The organism is Actinokineospora terrae (assembly GCF_900111175.1).
In the GTDB taxonomy this organism is placed as follows: Bacteria; Actinomycetota; Actinomycetes; order Mycobacteriales; family Pseudonocardiaceae; genus Actinokineospora; species Actinokineospora terrae.
This window is the reverse complement of sequence record NZ_FOGI01000001.1, coordinates 725,817-738,490: the sequence shown is the minus strand read 5'-3', so window position 1 is coordinate 738,490 and position 12,674 is coordinate 725,817. Positions and strand designations below refer to the sequence as shown.

The following is a 12,674-nucleotide window of genomic DNA, read 5'->3' as shown; positions in this document are numbered from 1 at the left end:
GGAGCGCCATGACCAACACCCACCCCGGCCCCGCCGACGTCCCGCCCTCGGTGCGGATGTACGAGATGCTCTACAGCTCGCTGGTCAGCCAGGTGCTCATCGCGGTCGCCGACATCGGGGTCGCCGACGCCTTCGACGACGGCCCCAGCCACGTCGACGACCTCGCCGAGCGCCTGGGCTGCCACACTGAGTCGCTATACCGGGCGCTGCGGGCGCTGGCCAGCGTCGGCGTGTTCAGCGAGGTCGCGCCGCGCACGTTCACCCTGACCCCGCTGGCCAGGACGCTGCGCGGCGACGGGCCGGACTCGATGCGCGACCTCGCGCGCTACCTGGGCAGGCCCGAGCGCCAGCTGTCGTTCGGGGCGATGGCGCACACGTTGCGCACCGGTCGGCCCGCGTTCGACCACGTCAACGGCACCGACCTGTGGTCGCTGCTGGGGGCGCGCAGCGATCTCGGCACGCTGTTCGACCGGGCGATGGGCAACATGGCGCGGATGGTCAACTCCTCCACGCTGGCCGCGCACGACCTGTCCGGCGCCCGCAGGCTGGTCGACGTCGGCGGCGGGCACGGGCACCTGGTCGCCACGCTGCTCACCCGGTACCCGGAGCTGACCGCGGTGGTGTTCGACCTGCCGCGGGTCATCCCCGAGGCTGTGGCGGTGCTCGGCGCGGCTGGAGTGCTGGACCGGGTCGAATGCGTCGCCGGTGACTTCTTCACGTCCGTGCCCGAGGGCGGCGACACCTACCTGCTGTCCTGGACCATCCACGACTGGGACGACGAGGACTCCGTCCGCATCCTGCGCAACGTGCGCGCCGCCATGGGCGACACCGGCCGGGAGCTGATCCTCATCGACGACGTGCTGCCGGAGGGCGATGCCCCGCACTTCGGCAAGTTCGAGGACATCGTCATCCTGACCCTGCTGACCGGCCGCTCCCGCACCGAGGCCGAGTTCGCCAAGCTGTTGTCCGCCGCGGGTTTCCGGCACGTGGAGACCCGTCCCACCTCAGCGCCGACCAGCCTGCTGATCGCGCATCCTGTGTAACGCCCCGCCGCCCACCCGGCATCGTCGCCGAGCAGGCAGGTCCGCCGAAGCCCCTGTGGTGACTGGAATCCCGTCACCACAGGGGCTTTCCACGCGCGAGAGAGCCCGGCCACCGCGGTGGCCGGGCTCTGCTGGTCGCGGGCTACTTCTCCAGGCAGAACTCGTCGATCGGGTACCCGACGTGGCGGTCGGCGGAGGGCAGGTAGCCCAGGACGACGTCGCCGGGGCGCAGCTCGGTGCTGTTGAGGACGCTGCCGCCCGGGCCGAGGACCCGGACGTGCCAGTCGTCCTGCAGGATCAGGTTGACCTCGGTGCCGTTGGGGGCGACCGCGTCGATGGAGATCAGCGGCCGGGTCTCGATCTTGACCCGGCCCACGGTGACCAGCCGGGTCTGGCCCTTGACGTCGACGGCGAGGACCTTGCTGCCGGACTTGAGCTCGCTGAGGTAGTTGGTGCGCTCGTCCTGCGAGAGCGTGTAGGAGTGGATGGCGCCCGCGTTGACCCGGAACGGGCGGGTGGGCATGTAGGGCAGCGGGTGGGTCTCGCTGACGCAGAGGATCATGCCCTTGGAGTGCGACCCGACCAGGATGCCCTCGTCCTCGCGGAAGTACGTGCAGGTGTCCACGCAGGCCCGCTCGCCCATGCCGATGTGCGTGGTCCTGGTGACCTGGAGCTCGACGAGGTCCAGCTCGGGGGTGGTGGCGATGGCGGCGGCCTTGAGCTTGGTCGCGTCGCCGACCTTCGCCGGGGCCATCAGCACCCCGTCGGAGCCCAGCTCCAGGACGCCGTAGATGATCTCGGCCTCCTCGACGTCGGCGGCGATGGTGACGATGCTGCCGGTGGCCCTGGCCGCGGCGGCGATGACGATCTCCAGCGGGATCTTGGTGGGGTCGCGGAACAGCAGCACCGCCCAGCGCTCGGTGCGCGCGGCCTGGCAGGCCAGCTCCAGGGTGTCGGCGTCGACGATCTCGACGAACCGCCCGATCTCGACCGCCGGGTACCTGGCCGCCAGCTCCCCGGCGTCGGCGTCCCGCTCCGGGTCGACGACCAGCACGTCGACCCCGTCGAGGCTCTCGGGCAGCGCCTTGCCCCTGGGCAGCAGCACCTTGGTCACCGTCGGCGGCAACTCCCCCAGCACCGCCACGTCATCGGCCACGACGCCGTCCACCCGCTGGTGCAGCGCCTCCTCCAGGATCGCGGCCCGGGACGACCCGGTGTCGCGGACATCAAGCCAGCAGAGCTTCATGGCGGTCTCGCTCCTCGTCACATTCGGCGTGGTCTGCATCGCGGCAGTCGGTATCGGCGCAGTCGGCGTGATCGGCACATCCGCCGACAACGCACCCGGCGCGGCGGGTGTCGACTCGATCGGCACTTCCGGCGCGGGCGCGATCGGCGGGGGTGGCGTTGGTGCGGCAGCAGTTGCCGGCGCGGTGGTCTCGGCAGGTGTCGGCGCGGTCGGTGTCTCCGGTGTGGCCGCGGTCGGCTCGGTCGGTGCGGCGGCGGGTGTCGGCGCGGCCGGGGTCGGGGTGGTCATCGGCGGGGCAGGCTGGCGGCGAGTTCGAGTTCCAGCGACGGGCCCGTACCGCCGGAGTGGATGAGGGCGGCGATCTCGCCCGCGCGGGCACCCGGGTCGGGGGCCTGGAAGACGTTGCGGCCCATGGCGACGCCCGCGGCCCCCGCCCGCAGAATCTCGTCCACATAGGACTTCACCGCGTCCAGGCCGGACTTGCGCGGTCCACCGGCGACGATCACCGGGACCGGGCAGGCGCGCACCACGTCGGCCATCGCGGCCACCGAGCCCGCGTAGACCGACTTCACCACGTCGGCCCCGAGGTCGGCGGCCAGGGTGGCCACGTGCGCCACCAGTTCCGGGGTCGGCGTGCCCACCCTGGGACCCCTCGGGTACATCATGGCCAGCAGCGGGATGTTCCACCTGTCGCAGGCGTCCGCCACCGCGCCGAGGTCGGCGATCTGCCTGCGCTCGTCGTTGGAACCGACGTTGACGTGCACGCTGACCGCGTCCGCGCCCAGCCGCAGCGCCTGCTCCACAGTGGACACCAGGTACTTGGCGTCCGGGTCGGGGGCGTGCGCGGTGCTGGCGCTCAGGTGCACGATGAGCGAGGTGCCGGTGAACGCCCTGGCGTCGAGGCCGCGCAGGCTGCCCTTGTGCAGCACCACGGCGTCCACCCCGTTGGCGGCCAGCGAGCCGACCAGGCCGGGCAGGTCGCCGTTGGCCAGGATCGGGCCGTCGGAGACCGAGTGGTCGAGCGGGACGACGAGCAGCCGGTTGGCGGCGTGCCGGAACAGCCGCTGCAACCGCACCTGGGAGCCGAAAGACCTGTTGGCGGACACCTGGTGTCCCCTTTCTCTTCGCGGACCGGGCCGGGGATCAGGCCAGGGTCATGGACTCGACGGGCAGGTCGTCGGCGTCCAGCTCGAACTCGCGGTGCACCGCGATGACCGCCTCGGTGAGCCGGGACGCGGGCACCAGCACCGAGATCCGCGACTGCGCGGTGGCGAACCAGTCCGGCGCCACGTCGATGGTGGCCAGCGCGGCCAGCATCCTGGCCAGGAACTCCGGCCGGTTGAGCAGCCCGGTGCCCACCACCGACAGCTTGCCGACGCCCTCGTCGAGCTCGGTGCCCAGCCCGTGCGTGGTGGCCAGCTGCCGCAGCAGGGCGCGGGCGGCCACCAGTTGGCCGCGGTGCACGGCGAAGCCGACCTGGTCGACCGCGCCGCGGTCGGTGTGCCAGGCGAGCATGTCGACCGGCACCGCGGCGCGGGCGAAGGCGCCGAGCACGGCGGTGACCAGGTCCACCTCCCGCCGTCCGCGGCGCAGCACCACCCGCGCCACCGCCCGGTCGTGGGTGACCGCGGCTATGAAGCCCCTCGTCTCGATCATGTCGCTGCTCCGTCCCAGGATCGTCGTGCCACCCGCACCGGTCATGGTGTTGCGCACCAGCACATCCAGCCCGTGCACCGAGGCCAGCTCCACCGCGCGCGAGTGCATGACCTGCGCGCCGGAGAAGGCCATCTCGGCCATCACCAGCGGGTCGACGGTCGGCAACACGCGGGCGGTGGGCACCAGCCGGGGGTCGGCGGTGAACACACCGTCGACGTCGGTGTAGATCTCGCAGGCCCGCGCGCCCAGCTCCACCGCGAGCGCGACCGCGGTGGTGTCCGACCCGCCCCGGCCCAGGGTGACGATGTCGCCGTCGTCGCCCTCGCCCTGGAACCCGGCGACCACCACCACCCGGCCGCGGGCCAGGTGCGCGGTGATCCGCTGCGGGTCGACCGCGGCGATCATCCCGGCGCCGTGCGGGCCCGCGGCGAGGATGCCCGCCTGCGGCCCGGTCAGCGACACCGCGGGCACGCCCCGGTCGAGCAGCGCCAGCGCGACCAGGGCCGCCGAGGCGTTCTCGCCGGTGGCCAACAACTGGTCGGTCTCGCGGGCCGACGGCGCGTCGGTCAGCGCGGTCGCGGCGGCGATCAGGTCGTCGGTGGTCTTGCCGCGCGCGGAGACGACGACCACGGTGGCGGCGCCCCCGGTGTGCGTGCCGTGCGCGATCGCCGCCACCCGGCGGATCTTCTCGGTGGTCGCCAATGAGGTGCCACCGAACTTCAGCACGGTCGTGGTCATCGCACCCTCACCGGGTTATCCCTCAGCGGACCCCTCCCTTTCTACCGACGCCACCGCGGCGGGTAATCCCGGGAACGCGTGATGTTGGCGGTGGCGGCGCGCGAACATCACGTCAAGACGGGATGCGGCCGCGGGTGCGCGGACTACAGTGTGGGGCAGGCGATGCCACGACGGCCACTGTCCTGTGTGGAGCACGTCGGGCCCGGACCGGGGAGACCATCATGACCGCTGGCGATGACGGTGCGACGGCACGGATCTGCGTGGTCGGCGCGGGACCGCGCGGGATCTCGGTGGTGGAGAGGCTGTGCGCCAACGCCGCCGCGGCGGGTCCGGGGCGCCGGGTGGTGGTCGAGGTGGTGGACCCGCACGTGCACGAGGGCGGCCGGGTGTGGCGGGTCGGGCAGCCGGACCTGCTGCTGATGAACACGATCGCCTCGCAGGTCACCCTGTTCACCGACGACAGCGTGGGCTGCGCCGGGCCGGTGGTGCCCGGTCCGAGCCTGCACGAGTGGGCGCGGTTCCTGCTCTCGATGGCCGATTTCGACGACTACCCGGCAAGCGTCCGGCGGGAGGCTGCCGCGCTCGGGCCGGATTCCTACCCGTCGCGGGCGTTCTACGGGCACTACCTGGTCTGGGTGCTGCGGCGGCTCGTGGTCACGGCGCCGCCGGGGGTCACGGTTCGGCTGCACGACGCGGTGGCGGTGTCGGTGGCGGACGCCGCTGACGGCACGCAGGTCGTCACCCTGGCCGATGGGCAGGTGTTGGCGGGGCTGACGTCGGTGGTGCTGGCGCAGGGGCACGTGGACATGCCGATCGGTGAGCAGGAGCGGCGATTCGCCGATTTGGCGGCTGAACACGGGTTGCGCTACCTGCCGCCGTCGAATCCGGCGGACGCGGACCTGAGTCGGATCGCGCCGGGTGAACGCGTTGGTCTGCGCGGGATGGGGCTGAACTTCTTCGACTACATGGCGTTGCTGACCTCCGGGCGCGGGGGCACGTTCAGCCGAGGCCCGCGCGGGCTGGTCTACACGCCGTCCGGTGCGGAGCCGGTGCTGATCGCGGGATCGCGGCGGGGCGTGCCGTACCACGCGCGGGGCGAGAACGAGAAGGGCGTCTCCGGTCGGCACGAGCCGCTGTTCGTGACGCCCGAGGTGATCGCGGACCTGCGGGCGCGGCGAGCGGGGTTCACCGCCGAGGTGTGGCCCCTGGTGTCCAAAGAGGTCACCGTGTCGTACTACCGGGCGCTGCTGGCGTTGCGCGGCCAGGACTTCTCCGCGTTCCAGCGGGCGTTCGTCGCCGGAGCGGACGAGTCGTCGCTGCTGGACGAGTACGGGATCGAGCCCGCGGCCCGGTGGGACTGGGACCTGGTCGCCAAGCCCTACGCGGGCCTGGAGTTCGCGGACCCGGCGCGGTTCCGGGAGTGGCTGCTCGAGCACCTGCGCGCCGACGTCGTCGCGGCCAGGCGCGGCAACGTCACCGACCCGCTCAAGGCGGCGCTGGACGTGCTGCGGGACCTGCGCAACGAGATCCGGCTGGTGGTCGACCACAGCGGCATCCCCGGCGAGTCGTACCGGACGGAGCTGCAGCGCTGGTACACCCCGCTCAACGCGTACCTGTCGATCGGGCCGCCGACCAGCCGGATCGAGGAGATGATCGCGCTGGTGGAGGCCGGGGTGCTGCGCGTGCTCGGCCCCGGCATGGCGGTCGAGCCGCGGCCGGACGGGTTCCTGCTGCGGGCGGACGGGGTGCCCGGGTCGGCGGAGGTCGTCGACACGCTCATCGAGGCGCGGCTGCCGGAGGTGGACATCCGGCACACCGACGACACCCTCATCACCCACCTGCGCACCACCGGCGGCTGCGCGCCGTACCGCATCGACACCTACGAGACCGGCGGCCTGGCCGTCACCCGCCGCCCCTACCGCGTCCTCGACGCCACCGGCACCGCCCACCCCCACCGCTACGCCTTCGGCATCCCCACCGAGGCCGTCCACTGGGTGACCGCCGCGGGCATCCGCCCCGGCGTCGACTCCGTAATCCTCGGCGACGCCGACGCCATAGCCCGCGCCTGCCTCACCCCCCGCCTCTACACCACCTCCCACATCCCCCTGGCCTGGCTCCCCACCAGCGCCCCCACCCCCATCTACGCCCCGGCAGGCTCCTGACCCCCACTGAGTCGCCCCACCCCGACAACTTGCACCGCCACCCTCCACCCGCGATCCACGACGACCTTGCCCGCCAGGAGCAGCGCAAGCCCTGCCCGTCCCTGGCCTGGGCTGGCCAACGGCAGGCGCGACTCGCCCCAAGATCGACACCCGCGCTTCCGGAGGCCCTCCCCGCCAACCCCAGCCCCCACCCTCTCCGGGGGGCGTCCCCGAAGCCAGTCTAACTGACCACCGTTGCGGGACCAGAGGGTCGGCCGAAGTTGTGGACAACCGCGGCGTTGTGGATAGCGCGACCTGGGCGTTCACAGCCCAAGGCGCGACTCGAGCGGAGGAGTTCACCCAGTAGAAGTACGCAGCGAGCACGGAAGACCTCCAGCCCACCCCGGGCCGGAGGTCTTCCCCGTTTCGCCACCACTCCAGACAAAGGCAGAATCGGAATCGGCTCCGGTTGTTGCGCACCGGAGCCAGTTCCGGTTAACCTGGCCACAGCATGTGGAGCCAGTTCCGCTTAGGCGAATCCCGGGCTCCAGGGGAACTCAGCGAGGAGCACCAGCGTGGACACCCAGGTCATCGACGTCGCACCAGGGACGATCGTCTTCTACGCCGACATCGGGTGCCCGTGGGCGCACATCGCGGCGTACCGGCTGCACACCACCCGCGAGCGGCTCGGGCTCACCGAGCGGGTGCGGTTCGACGTCCGGGCGTTCCCGCTGGAACTGATCAACGACATGGCGACGCCGAAGTTGATCCTGGACGCGGAGATCCCGGTCGCGGGCGGGCTGGCGCCGGAGGCCGGATGGCAGGTGTGGCAGGGGCCGACGCACGAGTACCCGGTGACCACCGTGCTGGCGATGGAGGCCGTCGAGGTCGCCAAGAAGCAGGGCCTCGAGGCCAGCGAGCGGCTGGACCGGGCGCTGCGGCTGGCGCTGTTCGGGCAGAGCCGCAACATCTCCATGCGGCACGTGGTGCTGCAGATCGCGGGCGAGGCCGGGGTGGACGTCGAGGCGGTCAAGGCCGGGCTGGTCGAGGGGTGGGCGCGGGCGGAGATCGAGCGCCAGGTGCCGCTGTGCGCCGGGGACACCGTGCAGGGCAGCCCGACGCTGTTCCTGCCCGACGGGTCCGCCCACCACAACCCCGGGGTGCGCCTGCACTGGGAGGGCGAGTGGGGAATCGGATTCCCGGTGATCGACCAGGATGAACCAGCAGTGTACGAGGACCTGCTCCGCCGGGCACTCGGCTGACCGGGTAGCAGAGTTCTATAGCGCGTTTCCAGTCCTCAATGGCCGGTGAATGCAACGGCCGCGGACGACATTCGCGGATAACGGACGCGACGACGCGCGGTGCAATGGCGCGCCGCTCACATCGGTAAACAACAACAGACGAAGGAAGCAACAATGGGCGTCAAGGTCGCGGTCATCTACTACAGCTCGACCGGGCACGTGTACCAGTTGGCGAAGGCGATCGAGGAGGGCGCGATCGACGCGGGCGCCGAGGTCCGACTGCGCAAGGTCGCCGAACTGGCCCCCGCCTCGGTCGTGGCGGGCAGCCCGGATTGGGCCGAGCACGCCAAGGCGACCGAGGACGTGCCGGAGGCGACGCTGGAGGACCTGCTGTGGGCCGACGCGTACCTGTTCGGCTCGCCGACCCGCTACGGCAACGTTGCCGCGCAGCTCAAGCAGTTCATCGACACCACCGGCGGGCTGTGGTTCGAGCGCAAGCTGGTCGACAAGGTGGTCAGCGGGTTCACCAGCTCCGACGAGGTGCACGGCGGCCAGGAGTCGACGATCATCAGCCTCTACAACGTGTTCATGCACTGGGGCGCGATCATCGTGACCCCCGGTTACGCCGACGACGTGGTCTCGGCCGCGGGCGGCAACCCCTACGGCGCCAGCAGCATCCACGTGGACAAGAACCCCACCAAGGAAGAGCTGGCGGCGGCGAACTTCCAGGGCAGGCGGGTCGCGGAGAAGGCGGCGCAGTTCGTCGCGGGCCGCGGCTGAGCGCCGACCCGGGTCGGCCGCTGCGCTGAACGGCCCCCGAGCACTATCCATGGCAAGATGACAAAGAGTGGGGCCGGTGCGCCCAGCGGGTCCCACTCTTTCATTTCCACCCCACCGTCGAGTAGTTGTCGAGCGGGAAAGGTGGGTACATCTCGTACAAGATCAACTAGACAGACCGGTAGTTTGTTGCCCTTTCACCCTAATGGTGGTCGGTGTCCCGGCGGCAGTCCAGAAAGATGCTGCGTGGACATCCGAGGAATCCGTCACGGGGAGGGGTGTGCTGGAGATGGTCCAAATTCCGCTGGTCGGCCGGGACTCGGCGCTGGCCGAGCTGACCGAGGCGGCGCTGGGGGTCGTTGGCGGTACCGGGGGCTGCTACGTGGTCGAGGGCCAGGCCGGGACCGGGAAGAGCCGCCTGGTCGGTGCCGTGGCCGACGCGGTGTCCGGGCGGCTGGGCACGGCGTTCGGCCGCGCCGCCCACCTGGACCGGGCCGCCCCGCTGCGCACCCTGCGCACCCTGTTGCGCGCCAACGGCATCCACGTGCTCGACGAGTCCGACACCGCCGACCCCGCGGCCAACCCGGTGCGGCTGGCCGACAAGCTCGGCGAGCGGATCAGCCGGTGCGCCGCGGCCCGCCCGCTGCTGGTGGTGCTCGACGACGCCCACTGGGCCGACGAGCTGACCGCGCACATCCTGCGCGGCCTCATCCCCGCCCTCGCCGACGCCCCGGTGCTGTGGCTCCTGGCCCGCCGCCCCTCCCCCAGCCGCGGCTTCACCCAGGACACCATCGACTGGCTGATCGGCGAGGGCGCCCCCCGGCTCACCCTCGGCCCGCTCGAGGCCGACGCCGTCACCGGGCTGTGCGCGCACGTGCTCGGCGGCGCGCCCGACCGGCGGGTGCTGGCGATGGTGGAGCGCACCGGCGGAAACCCGTTCCTGCTCAGGGAACTGCTCACCGCGCTGCGCCAGACCGGTGCCGCGCGGGTCGCCGACGGGGTGGCCACCGTCGAGAGCGACGAGGTGCCCGCCGGGTTCCTCAACGCCGTCGAGCGCCGCCTCGGCGGGCTCTCGGAGCGGGCCCGCTGGCTGCTCGACGCCGGGTCGGTGTTCGGCAGGCCGTTCACCGTGCACGAGGTCGCCGGGCTGCTCGGCCAGGCCGCGGTGGACATCATGCCGCTGATCAACGAGCTGGTCGACGACGACGTGCTGGTCACCGACGGCACCGAGCTGGCGCTGCGGCAGGACCTGGTGCGCGAGGCGCTCTACGCCGCGCTGCCCGGCCCGGTCCGGATGGCGCTGCACCGCGAGGCGGCCAAGGTCGTGCACGGCGAGGGCCGCTCCAGCGTCGAGGTCGCCGAGCACCTGGTCCGCAGCGGGCGGTGCGGTGACGCGCAAGCGCTTGGCGTGCTGGGCAACGCGGTCCGCCAACTGGCCCCGACCGCGCCGCACACCGCGGCCGACCTGATCCTGCGGATGCTGGACCTGATGGGCGAGCACGACGAGCCCCGACCCCGGCTTGTGGCGCACGCGGTGCGGCTGCTGGCCTCGGCCGGTCGGTTCGCGCACGCCAGGGAGCTGGGCGAGAAGTCGTTGCACGCCGGGCTGAGCGTGGACGACGAGGCGACGCTGCTGCTGGGCCTGTCGGAGGCGATGTACGTCGCCGGGCACACCGCGCCGGTGGTCGACTACACCGCGCGGGCGTTGGCGCGCACCGGGTTGGCCGGCCCGGTGCGGGCTCAGCTGATGGCGATCCGGGCGTACGCGCTGCTGGACGCGCCGAGCGTCGAGGAGGCGGCCAGGACCGGGCGGGACGCGGCGGCGCTCGGGGAGACGATCGGCGTCAACACCGCCTGGGTGTGCGGGAACGCGGCGCGCGGGGTCGCGACGCGGATCCAGGGCAGGCTCGCGGAGGCCGTCACCCACGGGGAGACCGCGGTGGGGCTGGCCGACAGCATCGGCGGGGTCGTGCGCCACCAGCACCCGCAGCTGTGGCTGGGCCGCACGCTGACGGCGGTCGACCGCTTCGCCGACGCGGACGCGGCGTTCACCATGGGCCAGCGCGAGGCCGACCAGCTGGGCACGGCGTGGTCGCAGCCGCTGTGGCACTTCCACCGCGCGGAACTGATGCTCGCCTGGGGTCGGCTCAGCGAGGCCCAGGCGCAGGCGGAGGCGGGGATCGCGGTCGGCACGCCCGCCAGGACCGTGCCGCTGCTGGCCCTGCTCGCCCGAATCGCCCTGCTGCGCGACGACATGGACCTGGCCCGCACCCACCTCGACCGCGCCGAGTCGCTGATCGCGGCCGGTGTCGTGTCCGAGGAAGTGGTCTGGACCGCAGCGTTGCTCCACGACGCGGCGGGTAGCCAGACCGAGGCTCTCGGGTGTCTGGCCGGGGTGTTCGCCGCGGTGCCGGACCGCTTGCACCTGTTCACGCACGACACAGGCATGGCCGCCCACGTGGTGCGCATCGCTGTCGCCGCGGGGCTCGAGGAGCAGGCATCGGTCGCGGTCGCGGCAGCGCAACTCCTGGCCTCGCACAACAGCGATGTACCCTCACTCGTTGCGGCCGCCTTGCACGCGGAGGGCTTGTTGCGGGATGACCTCGGGTTGTTGCGCGCTGCCGTGCGGACGTACCGGTCGAGCCCGCGCCCCCTGGCCCGGGCTGCGGCCATGGCGGACACGGCACTTGCCGAAGACTTGGCAGGCCGCGGTGGTGACGCGGTCGACTTGATGGAGGAAGCACTCGGCGTGTGGATCGACTGCGGTGCGACGCGCGAGGCAGCCCGAGCGAAGAGGTGCCTGCGGCGGATGGGCGTCAAGCGCAAGTTCCGCCGCGAGGCCCCTGCGGGGCGGTCTGGCGGGTGGGCGAGCCTGACCCAGTCAGAACTGCGCGTGGTGCGGCTGGTGGCGGAGGGTTTGACGAACCGGGAGGTGGCCAGCAGGTTGTTCCTCTCACCGCACACAGTGGACAGCCACCTCCGGCACAGCTTCAGCAAACTCGGCGTGAACAGCCGGGTCGAACTGACGCGCAAGGTGGTGGTTCGTGACCGGGACGAGGTCACTACCTGATTGTCCACTGTGGACGCTTTGGTTGACTGGCGGCGAGTGGTTGATCTTCCGCTGAATGACTTCAGGCGGATCGCTGCTGGTTCTGCATGGTTGAGGCTGTGACCTGGCGTTTCTCTCCCAACCGGGTGGCCACATCCACCCGGTTCAGGGACAGAAGTTATCCACATGTGGATCTTCGCTTGGCTGTTTCAAGATCCTCTGTCGGCGGCTCCCGGTAGGCTGGGACCTGGGACGCCCCCCGGAGAGGGTGGGGGCTGGGGCCGGACTGGCGGGCGCGCGCGAAGCCGTTGCGGTGGGGGCTAGAGCCAGCGGTAGAGGCTAGAGCGGGCGACGCCGGAGTGAGCGGCGGGGGCAACGGCGAGCGGTGGGGCATGCGGGCGCGGTGCAGGAAGGCTGACGACGGGGCGTGGGCGGGTGGTAGAAGGGCCTCGGCTCGGTGGGTGGGCGACGAGCTGTGGCAGTACTTGGCAGCGCGCAGGGACGCCTAAGAGCGGGGGCTTTGCGTGGTGAGGTGCCTGGACGATCGGTGCCTTGAGTAGCGGGTCACTTGTCTTGCGGCGGGGATGCTTGGACGGCGGGTACGCCTGCGGATGCGTAGGGCGGCGGTTCGCCTCTGATTCCGAAGGCGACCTGGCGTGCCTGGCCCAGCACGCCTTGGGCTCCCTGGGGGCGGGAGCTTGACTCGAGGCCGTGAGGGGTACCGGCGCCATCGTTGTGCAGAGGCGGCAGCTGGGTCGCGTGATCGCGTGATGTGTGCCGTGG

General features: G+C 71.9%; 8 protein-coding genes. 5 read left to right on the top strand and 3 right to left on the bottom strand.

Annotated elements, in window-relative coordinates:
- Positions 1–8 precede the first annotated feature (8 nt).
- Entirely contained in the window at positions 9–1,043 is a 1,035-nt protein-coding gene (locus BMY07_RS02920; protein ID WP_092774962.1) for a methyltransferase, read from the top strand.
- 142 nt (positions 1,044–1,185) lie between these two features.
- Here BMY07_RS02920 and BMY07_RS02915 read toward each other — a convergent pair whose 3' ends face one another.
- From BMY07_RS02915 to BMY07_RS02905, 3 genes are all read right to left on the bottom strand, one after another.
- Complete coding sequence (locus BMY07_RS02915) at positions 1,186–2,289, bottom strand: 3-dehydroquinate synthase II (protein ID WP_092774800.1); 1,104 nt, start codon at positions 2,287–2,289, stop codon at positions 1,186–1,188.
- Between the two features lie 284 nt (positions 2,290–2,573).
- Positions 2,574–3,395 (bottom strand): 2-amino-3,7-dideoxy-D-threo-hept-6-ulosonate synthase, encoded by an 822-nt coding sequence (locus BMY07_RS02910; RefSeq protein WP_092774799.1) that lies wholly within the window; start codon positions 3,393–3,395, stop codon positions 2,574–2,576.
- Between the two features lie 37 nt (positions 3,396–3,432).
- Positions 3,433–4,683 carry an aspartate kinase gene (locus BMY07_RS02905; RefSeq protein ID WP_092774798.1) on the bottom strand — a complete coding sequence of 417 codons (1,251 nt, stop codon included), beginning with the start codon at positions 4,681–4,683 and terminating at the stop codon, positions 3,433–3,435.
- Between the two features lie 221 nt (positions 4,684–4,904).
- On the opposite strand from BMY07_RS02905, the gene BMY07_RS02900 reads away from it, so the two are divergent.
- The 4 genes from BMY07_RS02900 (at position 4,905) to BMY07_RS02885 (ending at position 11,912) form a co-directional block, all read left to right on the top strand.
- Entirely contained in the window at positions 4,905–6,845 is a 1,941-nt protein-coding gene (locus BMY07_RS02900) for an FAD/NAD(P)-binding protein (RefSeq protein ID WP_092774797.1), read from the top strand.
- Positions 6,846–7,399: 554 nt separating this feature from the next.
- Positions 7,400–8,086 carry a DsbA family oxidoreductase gene (locus tag BMY07_RS02895; protein WP_218150569.1) on the top strand — a complete coding sequence of 229 codons (687 nt, stop codon included), beginning with the start codon at positions 7,400–7,402 and terminating at the stop codon, positions 8,084–8,086.
- Between the two features lie 153 nt (positions 8,087–8,239).
- Positions 8,240–8,845 carry an NAD(P)H:quinone oxidoreductase gene (wrbA, locus tag BMY07_RS02890; protein WP_092774796.1) on the top strand — a complete coding sequence of 202 codons (606 nt, stop codon included), beginning with the start codon at positions 8,240–8,242 and terminating at the stop codon, positions 8,843–8,845.
- A gap of 286 nt (positions 8,846–9,131) precedes the next feature.
- Positions 9,132–11,912, top strand: a complete 2,781-nt coding sequence (locus BMY07_RS02885) for a helix-turn-helix transcriptional regulator (protein WP_177215402.1) — start codon at positions 9,132–9,134, stop codon at positions 11,910–11,912.
- Positions 11,913–12,674: the final 762 nt, after the last annotated feature.

Excerpts from the sequence above, each read along its gene's own strand:
- BMY07_RS02900 (WP_092774797.1), top strand. The coding sequence starts at position 4,905 with ATGACCGCTGGCGATGACGGTGCGACGGCACGGATCTGCGTGGTCGGC.
- BMY07_RS02905 (WP_092774798.1), bottom strand. The coding sequence starts at position 4,683 with ATGACCACGACCGTGCTGAAGTTCGGTGGCACCTCATTGGCGACCACC.
- wrbA (WP_092774796.1), top strand. The coding sequence starts at position 8,240 with ATGGGCGTCAAGGTCGCGGTCATCTACTACAGCTCGACCGGGCACGTG.
- BMY07_RS02920 (WP_092774962.1), top strand. The coding sequence starts at position 9 with ATGACCAACACCCACCCCGGCCCCGCCGACGTCCCGCCCTCGGTGCGG.
- BMY07_RS02915 (WP_092774800.1), bottom strand. The coding sequence starts at position 2,289 with ATGAAGCTCTGCTGGCTTGATGTCCGCGACACCGGGTCGTCCCGGGCC.
- BMY07_RS02885 (WP_177215402.1), top strand. The coding sequence starts at position 9,132 with ATGGTCCAAATTCCGCTGGTCGGCCGGGACTCGGCGCTGGCCGAGCTG.